Below are 15,120 nucleotides of genomic sequence, written 5' to 3' on the forward strand. Positions count from 1 at the left end.
CATCTCCACGTCCTCGGGTCTGCTCACCGACCGTCAGGCAGCACGACAAGGCGTGGGCGGCGAAGTCCTCGCGTACGTGTGGTAGCCGGGACTTTGGAGATATAGACATGTCGCGCATTGGAAAGCAGCCGGTCACGGTCCCCTCTGGGGTCGACGTGACCATCGACGGACGCAACGTGTCCGTCAAGGGGCCCAAGGGCACCCTGACCCTCGACATCGCCGAGCCGATCACGGTCGAACGCGGTGACGATGGTGCCATCGTGGTGAACCGGCCCGACGACGAGCGGCGCAGCCGTTCGTTGCACGGGCTGTCGCGGACTCTGGTGGCCAACCTGGTCACCGGTGTCACCGAGGGTTACACCACCAAGATGGAGATCTTCGGCGTCGGCTACCGCGTCGCGCTCAAGGGCAAGACCCTCGAGTTCGCACTCGGGTACAGCCACCCGGTGATCATCGAGGCGCCTGAAGGCATCACATTCGCGGTGGAGACGCCCACCAAGTTCTCGATCACAGGCATCGACAAGCAGCAAGTCGGCCAGATCTCGGCGAACATCCGCCGCCTGCGCCGCCCGGACCCGTACAAGGGCAAGGGCGTTCGCTACGAAGGCGAGCAGATCCGTCGCAAGGTCGGAAAGACGGGTAAGTAGGCCATGGCCAACACGAAGACTGATTCGGCAACCGCAAAGCGGAAGCCATTGGGGCAGAGCGTTTCCGAGACTCGTCGGGTTTCCCGGCTGCGTCGCCACGCCCGGCTGCGCAAGAAGGTCGCGGGTACCCCTGAGCGTCCGCGCCTGGTGGTCAACCGCTCCGCACGCCACATCCACGTGCAGTTGGTGGACGACCAGACCGGCACCACGCTGGCCGCGGCATCGTCCATCGAAGCCGACGTGCGTGCGGTCGATGGTGACAAGAAGGCCCACAGCGTCCGCGTCGGACAGCTGATCGCGGAACGCGCCAAGGCCGCTGGAGTAGACACCGTGGTGTTCGACCGCGGCGGCTACACCTACGGCGGTCGCATCGCGGCGCTGGCCGACGCTGCGCGCGAGAGCGGACTGACATTCTGATGAAGACTAGAAACGGAAGGACTGCCTGATGGCCGATCAGCCAACAGCAGGAACCGGAACCGGCGCCGGAGGAACGGGCGCCACCGGCAGCCGGCCCCCGCGGGGCGGCGGCGGTGGTGGCGACCGCGACGGACGCGGTCGTCGTGACGACCGTGGTGGCCGTGGTGGCCGCGACGGCGGCGAGAAGAGCAACTTCCTCGAGCGCGTCGTCGCGATCAACCGCGTGTCGAAGGTGGTCAAGGGTGGTCGGCGCTTCAGCTTCACCGCGCTGGTCATCGTCGGTGACGGCAACGGCATGGTCGGTGTCGGCTACGGCAAGGCCAAGGAAGTTCCCGCCGCGATCGCCAAGGGCGTCGAAGAGGCCCGCAAGAGCTTCTTCCGCGTTCCGCTGATCGGTGGCACCATCGTCCACCCCGTCCAGGGTGAGGCAGCCGCGGGCGTGGTCATGCTGCGTCCCGCCAGTGCCGGTACCGGTGTCATCGCCGGTGGCGCGTGCCGTGCGGTGCTGGAATGCGCTGGCGTGCACGACATTCTGGCCAAGTCGCTGGGCAGTGACAACGCGATCAACGTGGTGCACGCCACCGTTGCCGCGCTGAAGATGATCCAGCGTCCTGAGGAAGTCGCCGCTCGTCGCGGACTTCCGATCGAGGACGTCGCCCCGCCGAGCATGCTCAGGGCGCGACGTGAGAGCGAAGCGCTGGCCGCCGCGGCAGCGCGTGAAGGATCGGCATAGTCATGGCTTCAGAAACCGGTCAAGTCAAGATCACCCAGGTGCGTGGCACCGTCGGTGCGCGCTGGAACCAACGGGAGAGCCTGCGGAGTCTCGGACTTCGCAAGATTCGTCAGACCGTGGTCCGCGAGGACAACGCTCAGACGCGTGGTCTGCTCGCCGTGGTGAACCACCTCGTCACCGTTGAGGAGGCGTAACACATGAGCGACATCATCAAACTCCACGACCTGCGTCCAGCGCCAGGGTCGAAGACCGCCAAGACCCGTGTCGGCCGCGGTGAAGGCTCCAAGGGTAAGACCGCAGGCCGCGGTACCAAGGGCACCAAGGCCCGCAAGAACGTCCCCGTGACGTTCGAGGGTGGGCAGATGCCGATCCACATGCGGCTGCCGAAGCTCAAGGGCTTCAAGAACCGCTTCCGCGTCTCCTATGAGGTCGTCAACCTCGGTGACATCAGCCGCCTGTTCCCCAAGGGCGGCACCGTCGGTGTCGACGAGCTGGTGGCAGCCGGCGCGGTTCGCAAGAACACGCTGGTCAAGGTTCTCGGTGACGGCAAGCTGACCGTCAAGGTCGACCTCACCGCCCACAAGTTCAGTGGCAGTGCGCGCGAGAAGATCAGTGCCGCAGGCGGCTCGGTGACCGAGCTCTAGCCGCAGACGTACGAAAGAGGGGCCCGCACGCTTGGCGTGCGGGGCCCCTCTCTTCTCGCGAGAGTGGCAACCGGAAGGGCATCGGTAGGCTCGGGGGATGTACAGCTTCCTGTCAGACGTCCCAGGCACCGACGAGCTGCGGGCGATCGTCCGCAAGGTCGACACCGCGCGTCACCACGGCGTGCCCAGTGGCTGCGTGCTCGAACTCGATCTGCAGTCCGTGCCGCAGGAATCCAGCAGCTTCGACCCGCTGGCGATGATCACCGGCGGTGGCAAGCCGCTGCTGCTGCGCGAGGCAGTTGCGGCCATCCGTCGCGCGGCCACGGACGATCGCATCGCGGGGCTGATCGCCCGCGTTCAGGTGCCCGCCGCATCGCCGGGTCCGGTGCAGGAACTTCGCGAGGCAATCGTGGAGTTCAGCGACGTCAAACCCTCACTGGCATGGGCAGAGACCTACCCCGGCACGATGTCGTACTACCTGGCGTCCGCGTTCCGCGAGGTGTGGATGCAACCGTCGGGAACCGTTGGGCTCATCGGCTTCGCGACGAATGCCCTGTTCCTGCGCGACGCGCTGGAGAAGGCAGGCATCCAAGCCCAGTTCATCGCGCGCGGCGAATACAAGTCGGCGGCCAACATGTTCACGCAGGAGAACTACACCGACGCGCATCGCGAGGCCGACGGCAGGCTCGTCGAAAGCCTGCACGATCAGGTGCTTGCGGCCGTCGCCGCAGCACGGCACATCGAGCCCGCCGACATCGACGCGCTCGCCGACAAGGCGCCGCTGCTGCGCGACGACGCCGTCACAGGGCGCCTCGTCGACCGCATCGGGTTCCGCGACGAGGCGTATGCGCGCATCGCCGAACTTGCTGGCGCAGCGGATGTTTCACCCGATGATCCCGATGCCCCGCCGCGGCTGTACCTCTCGCGCTATGCGCGCGCTGGCGCGTCCGGGTCCGCCCCGTCACTGCCGGGTCGCAAGTCCAAGCCGACGATCGCCGTCGTGACACTGGCCGGGCCCATCGTCAGCGGCCGCGGCGGACGCACGCTGTCACCGCTCGGCACCTCCAGCGCAGGCGGCGACACGATCGCGGCAGCGCTGCGCGAGGCGGGCGCCGATGACGACGTCTCCGCCGTCGTCCTGCGTGTCGACAGCCCCGGCGGATCCGTCACCGGCTCGGAAACCATTTGGCGCGAGGTGGTTCGGCTCAGGGACGCGGGCAAGCCGATCGTCGCCTCGATGGGTGCGGTGGCGGCCTCCGGCGGCTACTACGTGTCGATGGCCGCCGATGCGATCGTCGCCAACGCCGGCACGCTGACCGGGTCGATCGGGGTCGTGACCGGCAAGCTGGTCGCCAGGGATCTCAAGGAGCGTCTTGGCATCGGCTCGGACTCGGTGCGCACCAACCGGAATGCCGATGCCTGGTCGGTGAACGCTCCATTCACCGACGAGCAGCACGCACACGTCGAAGCCGAGGCCGACCTGTTCTACACCGACTTCGTGCAGCGCGTGGCCGACGGTCGGGGGATGACGGTCGAGGCCGTTGACGCCGTGGCCCGCGGCCGGGTCTGGACCGGGGCCGATGCCAAGGATCATGGCCTCGTCGACGAGCTCGGCGGCCTTCGCACGGCGATCGACCGCGCGAAGGTTCTCGCGGGCTTCGATGCCGACGCCGAGGTCAAGCTCGTCGGACTGCCCGGCTCGTCGCTGCTGGACATGCTGCGGCCCAAGCCGTCGTCGCAACCGGCTGCGGCGTCGCTACCGGATGCCTTCGGGGCGCTGGTGGGTAGGTCTGCTGCCGCTCTGTTCACGCAGGCGGAGCGATCGTTGACCGGTGTCAATGCACTGTGGCTCGGAGATCACCGCTTCTGAAATGACTGCGGGGCAGCGCGTTCGGCCCGTACGGACACCTCTCGGTGAGTTTGCTGCCATGATGGGGCCGTGGGGAGCGCGACGGTGGGCCGCGGTGCTGAGACGCATGCAGTCGTCGAGTTTCTGAAGCGCACCCTCGAGGGGCCCTCCGGTCTGGCGATCACCGGTGAAGCAGGGATCGGCAAGACGACGGTGTGGTCGGCCGCCGTGGATCAGGCGCGAGGCGAGGGATGTCGGGTGGCGTCGGCCCGCGCCGCCGAGGCCGAGTCGGTACTTGCCTACGCCGCGGTGGCGGACCTGGTGGCCGGGCTGCTGGACGGCGGGAACACTGCCGTTCTGGAGTCGTTGCCGACGGTCCAACGGGTCGCGGTCGACCGGGTGTTGCTCAGCGGGTCCGGCGACGGTCCCGCGACGGACCAGCGGGTCGCGGCAGCGGCGTTCACCGCGATCGTCGAGGCGTTGGCCGTCGAGCGTCCCGTCCTGCTGGCGATCGACGACGTGCAGTGGCTGGATTCGTCGAGTCGGGCGGTGATCGCCTTCGCGGCCCGCCGGGTGAAGGCCCCCGTCGGGGTGCTCGTCACCGAACGCACCGAGGGTCGCGGGTCGGACGCCGGGTCATGGTTGCGGATGTCGCGCCCGGACGCCGTGGCCACGGTTCGGTTGGGACCGTTGTCGATTGGCGCACTCCACGCGTTGCTTTCGGAACGATTGGGGCGCGCGCTTCCGCGACCGACCATGGCGCGCATTCACCAAATCTCGGGTGGGAATCCCTTCTTCGCCATGGAACTGGCGCGCACGGTTGGGATCGGCGCCACGGCCAGGCACCCCGAGTTGTCTCCCACGCTTGCCGAGCTGATGCGGCGACGGATGAGCCACGTCGGTGGGGCGGAAGGTGACGTGCTGCTGGCCGCGGCATGCATGGCGGATCCCACCGTGGACGTACTCGCGGCAGCGACGTCGCGCACCGTGGACGAGGTGGTCGGCTCGCTGGAGGCGGCGGAGGCCGAGGCGATCGTCCGCATCGAGGGCAACCGCGTGCGGTTCGATCATCCATTGTTGGCCCGTGGTGTCTACCTGCAGACCTCGACCGCAGAGCGACGTCGGATGCACAGGGCGTTGGCAGGGGTGGAGGCCCACGTCGAGGTGAAGGCGCGGCACCTGGCGCTCGCGGCGGCCACCGCGGATGCCGACACCCTCGTTGCCCTAGATGCCGCCGCCGATGCGGCGGCTGCACGCGGCGCCCCCGCCGCGGCGGCCGAATTGTTCGAGTTGGGCATCGGGCTCGGCGGAGACGACCCGATTCGCCGGTTCCGGGCGGCCGCCTGCTTGCTCAACTCGGGCGACACGGTTCGGAGCCGGGTGGTCCTCGAGCCAGCGATCGCCGAGATGAAACCGGGGAAGTTGCGGGCTTCTGCGTTGAATCTGCTTGCGGGACTGTGTGTGTACACCGACGGGTACGGTGAAGCGACGGAGTGTCTGATCACTGCCCTTCGCGACGCAGGCGACAACCGGCTGCTCAAAGTCCATACCCTTCTGATGCTCGCCTTCACGGAGATCAACGACGGCAACTTCGCGGAGTCTCTGCGGCACGCCGACCTCGCCGTCGAGGAAGCCGAAGAGCTCGGCATCCCGCCACTCACCAGCCAGGTACTGAGTATGTGGGTCATGGTCGGGTGCATTTGCGGCAACGGCGTCGATGAGCGGGCGCGGCAGCGTTCGCTCGAATTGGAGGACAGGGACCTCAACGCGCCCATCGTGTTTCGCGCCCACGCCAACAATGCCCAGCTGCTCGCGTGGCAGGGTGATCTCGACGGCGCGAAGGCGCAGATGGCCGAGGTGCGTCGACGTTGCGAAGAGCGCGGTGCCGAGTCGGACCTCATGTTCGTCTACACCCAGAGCACGCTGTTCGAGATCTGGCGCGGTGACTTCGCAGAAGCGGCCGCCGTGGCCAACGAGGCCCTCGAACGCGCCGAACAGCTCGGTGGTGACAATTCGATCCTCGGCGCGCTGACCGTGCAGACCGCGGTCGCCGCGTACACCGGTCGCGAGCAACTCGCCCGCCAAATGTCCACGCGAGCACTGGATACCGCGGCACGGTGCGGTGCGCATCGGACCGCCGAGGTGACCACCATGATGCTGGCGTTCCTAGAGGTATCACTGGGGCGCCACGCCGAGGCGCTTGGTGTGCTCGACGGCATCCTCGCCACGTTTCCGGAGACACCGACGGGTACCGAGATCATCTCCGCGATGTTCATCCCCGATGCCGTGGAAGCGCTGGTCGCTCTGGGCAGGGCCGCCGACGCCGAGCCCTTGATCGCAGCGTTGGAGGCCAACGGAGCCAGGCTCGACCGGCCGTGGATGTTGGCGGTCGGTGCGAGATGCCGCGCGATGATGCTCGCCGACGGCGGCGAACTGGACGCCGCCGAAGGAGCGGCCCGCCGTGCCATGGTCGAGCACGACCGGCTACCGATGCCGTTCGAGAAGGCCCGCACCCAACTGTTGCTCGGGCAGATTCTGCGGCGCAGGAGGCAGAAGCAGGCCGCGATCGATTGCTGCACCGAGGCGCTTGCGGCGTTCGAGCGAATCGGGACGCCGCTGTGGGCGGCGCGAGCTCGTACCGACCTGAACCGGGTACGCGGCACGTCTGCCGGCACGTCCGCTCTGACACCCGCCGAACGACGGGTGGCAGAGCGGGCCGCAGAGGGCATGTCGAATCGCGAGATCGCCGCCGAACTGTTCATCTCGGTGAAGACGGTCGAGACCAGTCTGAGCAGTGCCTATCGCAAGCTCGGCATCAGATCCAGGAGTCAGCTGTTCAGCAGCCTGACGCCGTGACGTCGATTCAGCCCTTCAGTACCGCACTGACGTAACTCAGACCGGCCATCATGGCGGTCATCTCGTCATCGGGAAATTCGAATCCGTTGAGCGCATGGGCTTCCCGTATCGGCAGTACCGAAACGTCCCACTGCCTGGCGGCCAAGTACTCCACCACGTGACTGCGTTCGCCGAGATAGACGAGGTCGGCCATCTCAATGTCGGACCCGAGCTGCTTCAGCCGGTCCATCATCCGCTTGGACCGGTCGTCGGTGAAGGCGGTGAGGTCGGGGACGTGCTCGGTGGCCAGCCGACTGCCCGGTGCCGACAGTGCGGTGATGTTGTCGAACAGCTTGTCCTGGGCGTCGGACGGCAGATAGATCAGCAGACCCTCGGCGCTCCACGCGGTCGGCTGCGTCGGATCGAAGCCGTTGTCCTTCAGTGCCTTCGGCCAGTCTTCGCGCAGGTCGATCGGCACCATGCGGTGCGTGGCCGTCGGTGTCGCGCCGATCCCGTCCAGCGTCGTCGTCTTGAACTGGATGACCTCTGGCTGGTCTACCTCGTAGACGACCGTGCCGTCGGGCCACGGCAGCCGGTATCCGCGCGCGTCGAGACCTGCGGCAAGGATCACGGCCTGTCGCACTCCGGCCGCCGCTGCGTCCAGAAACATCCCGTCGAAGAAGCGGGTGCGGATCGCCATGCCCTCCGCCGCCCGACGTTCCGTGAACGCCGGGTCGACGACGGTGAGGTCGAGGTCGCCGTCGAGCATCCGGGTGAAGAGGTCGACGCCCACGGCACGCACCAGCGGTTCGGCGAAGGAGTCGTCGATCAGCTTCTCGCGGTGGCCCAGCGCGCGCTGCGCGGCCACCATCGTCGCGGTCGCTCCGACACTGGAGGCCAGGTCCCAGGTGTCGCCTTCGGTTCTTGCCATGCGTTGCTCCTCTATATTCGGGTTGACGTCAGGTATCCGGAGTCCCCGCCGAACGTCGCAAGTTCGTCGTCGGGTAATTCGAAACCGTTGGCGGCGTAGGCCTCTGCGGTCGAGCGGATGACATTCCGCCAGCCGTGCGACGCGAGGTAGTCGGCGGCGCTGTTGCGCTCACCGGTGTAGAACAACTCAGCCAGATTGATGCCGGAGCCGATGCGCTTCGTCCGCTCGGTGAGCTTGTCCGCCCAGTCGTCGGGCAGCCCGGCCATGTCCATGTGCTCGGTCGCCACCTGGCTGCCCGGCGCCGACAGTTCGGTGATGTTGTCGAACAGCCGATCCTGCGCCTCGGGCGGCAGATAGACCAGGAGGCCCTCGGCGCTCCACGCCGTCGGTGCGTCTGCATCGAAACCCGCCTGCCGCAACGCCTCCGGCCAGTCGTCGCGTAGATCGATCGCCACGGTGCGGCGCACCGCGGTGGGCTCTGCGCCGAGATCGGCCAGCGTCTGGGTCTTGAACGCGATGACCTCCGGTTGGTCGATTTCGTAGACGACGGTGCCTGCGGGCCACGGCAGCCGGTAGGCCCTGGTGTCGAGCCCAGACGCGAGGATCACGGCCTGTCGGACACCGGAAGCGGTTGCCGCGTTGAAGAAGTCGTCGAAGAAGCGGGTCCGGACGGCGATCTGCTCGTTCATCGCCTTTCGGTTCAGCAGGGGGTCGTCATCGGCGGTCAGCTCCCCGTCGACCAACTTGACGAAGGTGTCCACCCCGACGGCGCGGACGAGCGGTTCCGCCCATGGGTCGTCGAGAAGTGCGTTGGGGCCCTGCGAGGCCGTCGCGCGGGACGCGGCGACCGCCGTGGCGGTCGCGCCAACGCTCGAGGCCAAGTCCCAGCTGTCGTCAGCGGTGCGTGTCAAGGAACGACTCCTAATCTAATTGTGCGATAACGGAAAGTGAATTACGCAGCGGTGCAAGTACTTCGGAATCCGGAAACACTCTGCCGTAGTCGGCGAACACGTCGGGGCGGGGTCGGGCCGACACCCGCCATCCCTTCGCGGCCAGGTACTCCACGACGGGCGTGCGGTCGCCCTCGTAGAACAGGTTGGTGAGGTCGACGTCGAATCCTTGCTCGCGCCACCGTTCACCGACGGCGCCCGCGCGTTGGCCAAGGGCCGCGCCCGCATCCTGGTGGTACTCGGTGGCGAGGCGGCTGCCGCGTGCCGATACCGCGGTGATGTCGTCGAACAGGCGGTCCTGCGCTTCCGGAGGCAGATAGACCAGGAGTCCTTCGGCGCTCCATGCCGTCGGCGCCGACGCATCGAACCCCGCCGCCTTCAAGGCCGACGGCCAGTCGTCGCGCAGGTCGACGGCCACGGCGCGCCGGTCAGCGGTGGGCGTGGCGCCGAGGTCGGCCATCGTCGCGGACTTGGCCCCGATCACCGCGGGCTGGTCGATCTCGAACACGGCCGTTCCGGCGGGCCATGGCAGCCGGTAGGCGCGTGAGTCGAGGCCGGACGCGAGGATCACGGCCTGCCGCACCCCGGCCGCGGTCGCCTCGAGAAAGAAGTCGTCGAAGAACCGCGTTCGGACGGCCATCACGTCGGTGAGCAGACGGCCCGCGCTGGCGTCGTCGTCGAGTGAGACGGCGCCGTCGAGCAGCTTGGTGAAGAACTCGATGCCCACCGCGCGAACCAGGGGATCGGCATAGGGATCGTCGATCAAGGGGTTCGGTTCGCGCGACGCCAGTGCCCGCGCGGCGGCGACCATCGTGGCCGTCGCCCCGACGCTGGAGGCCAGGTCCCAGCTGTCACCCTCGCGTCTGATGTCCGAACCGCTCACTTCGCGACGCCCAGCGTGCCGCTGACGTACCGCACGTCGGCGAAGCCACCGGCTTCTTCGTCGAACGGCGGAAGACCGTGCGCGGCGAACAACTCCCTCAGCGTGCGACCACTCAGCTGCCACCCGCGATCGTGAAGGTAGGCGACGGGCTCGTTGCGATCGCCGAAGTAGACGAGTTCGGTGAGGTCCAGCTCGAAGCCGTGCTCACGCCACCGCGCGGCGATGTCCTGAAAGCGGTCCAGCATCGCGGACCGGTCCGCGGGATCGAGTGTCGGTGCGCTCTCGGTGGCGACCCGGCTGCCCGGCGTGCTGAGCGCCGTGATGGTGTCGAGTAGGGCGTCCTGCGCGTCCGGCGGCAGGTACCCGAGCAGCCCCTCGGCGCTCCAGGCCGTCCGCGCTGACGGGTCGAAACCGGCTTCGGTCAGCGCGGCGGGCCAGTCCTCGCGCAGATCGGTCGCGACCGCCCTGCGGTACGTGGTGGGCTGGGCGCCCAACTCGGCCATCGTTCGGCTCTTGAAGGCGATGACGTCGGGCTGGTCGATCTCGAAGACCGTGGTGCCTGCGGGCCACGTCAGCCGGTAGGCCCGAGAGTCCAGTCCCGAGGCGAGGATGACGGCCTGCGTGATGCCCGCCGCGGCCGCATCGAGGAAGAAGTCGTCGTAGAACAGCGTCCGGACGGCCATGTTGTCGGCCAGTCGCTGCATACCCGACCACTCCGAGTCCGACGTGCTGCCGAGGTCCGCGGGTGCGAGGTCGCCGGAGGCCAGACGTGTGAGGACGTCGACGCCGACTGCGCGCACCAGCGGCTCGGCGTACGGGTCGGAGATCAGAGGTCGGTCGGCCCGCGACGCGATCGCCCGTGCCGCCGCAACCATCGTCGCCGTCGCTCCGACGCTGGATGCGAGGTCCCACGAATCTCCATCGAATCTCTTCGACTCGGCGCGCGTCATCCGGTGTCCCCAAACTTTTAGTTAGCTGATGTAACGAGCTGTTGGCGACTGTACGCTCCGAAGCTGAAACGCCAATCCGGCGTTCGTCACGCCGATCGGATGGGGGTCCGACCGGCGGCAACTGTTACCCTCGTAGACTGTTCCAACGCGCGATTGCGCTGGCTGCAGACTTGCCTGCGCGCCCGCGGACGGATCGCACAGGACTTACCCACAACGCGCTGGTCGGACCAGCCCCATCGGCACGCCGCGACATGATCCGGCTGCGCAGGAGGAAGAGTGCTTTCGGCTTTCATCTCGTCGTTGCGGACGGCCGACCTCCGACGGAAGATTCTCTTCTCGCTGGGCATCGTCATCCTCTACCGGGTCGGCGCCTCACTGCCGTCTCCCGGCGTGAACTACCCCAACGTGCAAAAGTGCATCGAGCAGGTCCAGGGCGGCGACTCGGCGCAGATCTACTCGCTGATCAACCTCTTCTCTGGCGGTGCGCTACTAAAGCTGTCGGTGTTCGCGGTGGGCGTAATGCCCTACATCACCGCCAGCATCATCGTGCAGTTGCTGACCGTGGTGATCCCGCGATTCGAGCAGTTGCGCAAGGAAGGCCAGTCCGGCCAGGCCAAGATGACGCAGTACACGCGCTACCTTGCGGTAGCGCTGGCACTGCTGCAGGGCACGTCGATCGTGGCGCTGGCCGCCAACGGTGGGCTGCTGCAGGGCTGCACCCTCGACATCATCTCCAACTCGTCGATCTTCACCCTCGTCGTCATCGTGCTGGTGCTGACCGCGGGCGCGACGCTGGTGATGTGGATGGGCGAGCTGGTCACCGAGCGTGGCATCGGCAACGGCATGTCGCTGATGATCTTCGCGGGTATTGCCGCTCGCATCCCTTCGGAGGGGAAGTCCATCCTCGACAGCCGCGGCGGCATGGTGTTCGCCCTCGTCTGCGTCGCTGCGCTGATCATCATCGTCGGCGTCGTGTTCGTCGAGCAGGGCCAGCGTCGTATCCCCGTGCAGTACGCCAAGCGCATGGTCGGCCGGCGCATGTACGGCGGCACGTCGACCTACCTTCCGTTGAAGGTCAACCAGGCCGGCGTCATCCCCGTCATCTTCGCCTCGTCGTTGATCTACATCCCACACCTGATCACCCAGCTGGTCCAGAGCGGCAGCGCCAGCCCGGGCACCGGGTGGTGGGACAAGTTCGTCGCGAACTATCTGACGAACCCATCCAGCCCGGTGTACATCGGGATCTACTTTGGGCTCATCGTCTTCTTCACGTACTTCTACGTGTCGATCACGTTCAACCCCGATGAGCGCGCCGACGAGATGAAGAAGTTCGGCGGCTTCATCCCCGGCATTCGTCCTGGCAAGCCGACTGCCGACTACCTGCGCTACGTTCTGAGTCGCATCACGCTGCCTGGCTCGATCTACCTCGGTGTGATCGCCGTTCTGCCGAACCTCTTCCTGGAGATCGGCAACACTGGCACAGTGCAGAACCTGCCCTTCGGTGGCACCGCGGTGCTGATCATGATCGGCGTCGGCCTTGACACGGTGAAGCAGATCGAGAGTCAGCTCATGCAGCGCAACTACGAAGGGTTCCTCAAGTGAGAATCGTTTTGCTTGGACCGCCCGGCGCTGGCAAGGGCACGCAGGCCGAGAAGCTCGTCGAGAAGCTCGGAATCCCGCAGATCTCCACCGGTGACCTGTTCCGCCACAACATCAACACCGGAACGCCGCTCGGGCTCGAGGCCAAGAAGTACCTCGACGCCGGCGATCTGGTGCCCGCCACGCTGACCAACGCGCTCGTCGACGACCGGCTCAACGGTGCCGACGTCGCCGAGGGATTCATCCTCGACGGGTTCCCGCGGTCGGTGGAGCAGGCCGAGGCGCTGCGCGAGATGCTGGCCAAGCGCAACCTCCAGCTCGACGCGGTGCTCGAGTTCCGCGTCTCCGAGGAGGAGCTCCTCAAGCGGCTCAAGAGCCGGGGCCGCGCGGACGACACCGACGACGTCATCCTCAACCGCATGAAGGTGTACCGCGACGAGACCGCCCCGCTGCTGGACTACTACCAGGGTGAGCTAAAGACCGTCGATGCCATCGGTGACCTCGACGAGGTGTTCGCCCGCGCGCTGCGCGCCCTCGGCAAGTAACCCGATGATCGGACTGCCCAGTCTGCGCGGACGGAAGGTCGTCGCCCAGCGTACTGCGGGCGAACTCGACTCCATGGCCGCCGCGGGGGCCCTCGTTGCCGCAGCGCTTCGCGCCGTGCGGCAGGCTGCTCAACCGGGCGTGTCGACACTCGCACTCGATGCCATCGCCGAGTCGGTGATCCGCGACGGCGGCGGCATCCCGTCGTTCCTCGGCTACCACGGATTTCCCGCGAGCATCTGTTCGTCGGTGAACGACCGTGTCGTACACGGCATCCCGTCGGCGGATGACGTGCTGGCCGCGGGTGATCTGGTGTCCATCGACTGCGGCGCGATCCTCGACGACTGGCACGGCGACTCGGCGGTCACGTTCGGCGTAGGCACGCTGATCGACGCCGACTCGAACCTCTCTGAGGCCACCCGCTCGGCCATGGAGGCGGGCATCGCCGCCATGGTTCCCGGCAACAGGCTGACCGACGTCTCGCACGCGATCGAGGTCGAGACTCACGCCGCCGAGGCGCGCCACGACCGCAAGTACGGCATCGTTGCTGGCTACGGCGGGCACGGCATCGGCAGAAGCATGCACATGGATCCGTTCCTGCCCAACGAGGGATCACCTGGCCGCGGGCCCCACTTGGCGCCCGGCTCGGTGCTGGCGATCGAACCGATGCTGACGCTTGGCACGACGAAGACCATCGTGCTCTCCGACGAGTGGACGGTCATCACCGCAGATGGCACGCGCGCGGCACACTGGGAGCACACGGTCGCCGCGACCGATGACGGGCCCCGCATCCTGACTCTCTGAGCGTGTTCGGAGTTGAACTTCGCGGACGTCCGTAGCGTGTCATCGACGGAGGTGGCGAATGGACGATCCGGAGGGCGCCATGATGCGCGTGCTCTACGACGAACACGCCGCCGCATTGTGGCGCTACGCCGTGCGGCTCACCGGAGACCACGCGCGCGCCGAGGACGTCGTCCAGGAGACGCTGCTCAGGGCCTGGCGCCACCCCGAGGTCACTGATGACACCGAACGGTCGGCGCGAGCGTGGCTGTTCACCGTCGCCAGAAATCTGATCATCGACGAGAGGCGAAGCGCGCGGTTTCGCCGCGAATCCGGCACCGCCGACGTGGAGGCGGTCGCCGATCGGGCCGGACCCGACGAAGTCGACACCGCCTTGGACAAGCTGCTGCTGGGCACCGCGTTGAGCCAGCTCTCCGAAGATCATCGCGCGGTGATCCTCCGCGCCTACTACCAGGGCTGGAGCATCGCGCAGACCGCGGCGGACTTACAGATCGCCGAGGGCACGGCCAAGTCTCGGCTGCACTACGCGGTGCGGGCACTACGCCTCAACCTGCAGGAAATGGGGGTGACACGATGACGAACTCTGGTGGACTCCACGGACTCGAACCGGTGGACGGCGACCGCTACGCGACGTGGGACGCGGCATACGTGCTCGGGTCGCTGTCGAGCACCGAGCGCCGAGAGTTCGAAGCGCATCTCGAGATGTGCGACCGTTGCCGCGCGGCCGTCGCCGATCTCAGCGGCATGCCCGCGCTGCTCGGCCTTCTCAGCGCCGAGGACGTGAGGAATCTCGATGGCGAGCAGCTCGAGCCGCCGCCGTTGCGGGACGAGGTGCTGACGTCCGTTCTTGACAAGGTGCGGTGGCGCAGGCGTCGATCGCGGTGGCTGACCTCTGCTGCCGTCGGCGTTGCGGCGGCGCTTCTTGCCGTCGGGCTGGTGACCGCGATCCGTCCGGAGCTCATGGGACTGCGAAGCGGTGAAACGACACAGGCCGCCGCGCAGTTGGAGATGAACAAGCTCGCGACTACGCCGTTCAGCGCCACCGTCGCGCTCAGCGACTTCGCGTGGGGCACACGCATCGACATGGCGTGCACCTACGGCCAGTGGTCGGGCGGTGGCAATGCCCCACCGAGCAACCTCGGCATGGTGGTCGTGGGCCGCGATGGCAGCCGTTCGCAGGTGGCGACGTGGCTCGGTCTGTCCGGCGCCACCGCGTTGCCCAGCGGCAACACGCCGATGCCGAAGGACCAAATCGCCTCCGTGGAGCTGGTTTCCGTCGACTCGGGACAGGTCCTGCTCGAGCGCAAGATGTGAGTTTCCTGCCACGGTGAACCCGCG

General features: G+C 67.3%; 17 protein-coding genes. 13 read left to right on the plus strand and 4 right to left on the minus strand.

The annotated features are described in order from the left end of the window. From rpsH to QOD90_RS13940, 8 genes are all read left to right on the plus strand, one after another. The coding region (gene rpsH, locus QOD90_RS13905; protein ID WP_526350671.1) for a 30S ribosomal protein S8 at positions 1-85 on the plus strand (85 nt) is incomplete at its 5' end. 22 nt (positions 86-107) lie between these two features. Further along, positions 108-647: a 50S ribosomal protein L6 gene (gene rplF / locus QOD90_RS13910; RefSeq protein WP_526350607.1), complete on the plus strand. Its 540-nt coding sequence runs from the start codon at positions 108-110 to the stop codon at positions 645-647. A 48-nt stretch (positions 648-695) separates the two neighbouring features. Then, on the plus strand, positions 696-1,064 hold the full coding sequence (rplR, locus tag QOD90_RS13915; RefSeq protein WP_526350673.1) for a 50S ribosomal protein L18: 369 nt from the start codon (positions 696-698) through the stop codon (positions 1,062-1,064). A gap of 28 nt (positions 1,065-1,092) precedes the next feature. Then, on the plus strand, positions 1,093-1,797 hold the full coding sequence (gene rpsE, locus QOD90_RS13920) for a 30S ribosomal protein S5 (RefSeq protein ID WP_526350609.1): 705 nt from the start codon (positions 1,093-1,095) through the stop codon (positions 1,795-1,797). Between the two features lie 2 nt (positions 1,798-1,799). Beyond that, entirely contained in the window at positions 1,800-1,991 is a 192-nt protein-coding gene (gene rpmD / locus QOD90_RS13925) for a 50S ribosomal protein L30 (protein ID WP_526350611.1), read from the plus strand. A gap of 3 nt (positions 1,992-1,994) precedes the next feature. Further along, positions 1,995-2,441 carry a 50S ribosomal protein L15 gene (gene rplO, locus QOD90_RS13930; protein WP_526350613.1) on the plus strand — a complete coding sequence of 149 codons (447 nt, stop codon included), beginning with the start codon at positions 1,995-1,997 and terminating at the stop codon, positions 2,439-2,441. A 97-nt stretch (positions 2,442-2,538) separates the two neighbouring features. After that, the gene (gene sppA / locus QOD90_RS13935) at positions 2,539-4,311 is read left to right on the plus strand and encodes a signal peptide peptidase SppA (protein ID WP_526350615.1); all 1,773 of its coding nucleotides are present in this window, start codon (positions 2,539-2,541) and stop codon (positions 4,309-4,311) included. 69 nt (positions 4,312-4,380) lie between these two features. Continuing rightward, on the plus strand, positions 4,381-7,146 hold the full coding sequence (locus QOD90_RS13940) for a helix-turn-helix transcriptional regulator (RefSeq protein ID WP_526350617.1): 2,766 nt from the start codon (positions 4,381-4,383) through the stop codon (positions 7,144-7,146). A gap of 7 nt (positions 7,147-7,153) precedes the next feature. Here QOD90_RS13940 and QOD90_RS13945 read toward each other — a convergent pair whose 3' ends face one another. From QOD90_RS13945 to QOD90_RS13960, 4 genes are all read right to left on the minus strand, one after another. Next, the gene (locus QOD90_RS13945) at positions 7,154-8,056 is read right to left on the minus strand and encodes an SAM-dependent methyltransferase (RefSeq protein ID WP_526350619.1); all 903 of its coding nucleotides are present in this window, start codon (positions 8,054-8,056) and stop codon (positions 7,154-7,156) included. A gap of 11 nt (positions 8,057-8,067) precedes the next feature. After that, positions 8,068-8,967, minus strand: coding sequence for a class I SAM-dependent methyltransferase (locus QOD90_RS13950; RefSeq protein ID WP_526350621.1), 900 nt, complete (start codon positions 8,965-8,967; stop codon positions 8,068-8,070). Positions 8,968-8,977: 10 nt separating this feature from the next. Beyond that, positions 8,978-9,817 carry a class I SAM-dependent methyltransferase gene (locus QOD90_RS13955; RefSeq protein WP_526350674.1) on the minus strand — a complete coding sequence of 280 codons (840 nt, stop codon included), beginning with the start codon at positions 9,815-9,817 and terminating at the stop codon, positions 8,978-8,980. A 68-nt stretch (positions 9,818-9,885) separates the two neighbouring features. Beyond that, positions 9,886-10,839 (minus strand): class I SAM-dependent methyltransferase, encoded by a 954-nt coding sequence (locus QOD90_RS13960; RefSeq protein WP_526350623.1) that lies wholly within the window; start codon positions 10,837-10,839, stop codon positions 9,886-9,888. 276 nt (positions 10,840-11,115) lie between these two features. On the opposite strand from QOD90_RS13960, the gene secY reads away from it, so the two are divergent. Genes secY through QOD90_RS13985 form a run of 5 tightly spaced genes read left to right on the plus strand, consistent with a single transcriptional unit; the run spans position 11,116 to position 15,096 of the window. Then, complete coding sequence (secY, locus tag QOD90_RS13965; protein ID WP_526350625.1) at positions 11,116-12,441, plus strand: preprotein translocase subunit SecY; 1,326 nt, start codon at positions 11,116-11,118, stop codon at positions 12,439-12,441. Next, complete coding sequence (locus QOD90_RS13970; protein WP_526350627.1) at positions 12,438-12,983, plus strand: adenylate kinase; 546 nt, start codon at positions 12,438-12,440, stop codon at positions 12,981-12,983. Before secY ends, QOD90_RS13970 begins: the two co-directional genes overlap by 4 nt. A gap of 4 nt (positions 12,984-12,987) precedes the next feature. Then, a complete protein-coding gene (gene map / locus QOD90_RS13975) occupies positions 12,988-13,785 on the plus strand; it encodes a type I methionyl aminopeptidase (RefSeq protein WP_526350629.1) in 798 nt (265 codons plus the stop codon). Positions 13,786-13,843: 58 nt separating this feature from the next. After that, positions 13,844-14,359, plus strand: coding sequence for an RNA polymerase sigma factor (locus QOD90_RS13980; RefSeq protein ID WP_526350631.1), 516 nt, complete (start codon positions 13,844-13,846; stop codon positions 14,357-14,359). Beyond that, positions 14,356-15,096, plus strand: a complete 741-nt coding sequence (locus tag QOD90_RS13985; protein ID WP_526350633.1) for an anti-sigma factor family protein — start codon at positions 14,356-14,358, stop codon at positions 15,094-15,096. The genes QOD90_RS13980 and QOD90_RS13985 overlap by 4 nt, the downstream gene beginning before the upstream one ends. Positions 15,097-15,120 lie beyond the last annotated feature (24 nt).

The sequence above is a fragment of the Mycobacterium sp. genome (genome assembly GCF_032161845.1).
Lineage (GTDB): Bacteria > Actinomycetota > Actinomycetes > Mycobacteriales > Mycobacteriaceae > Mycobacterium.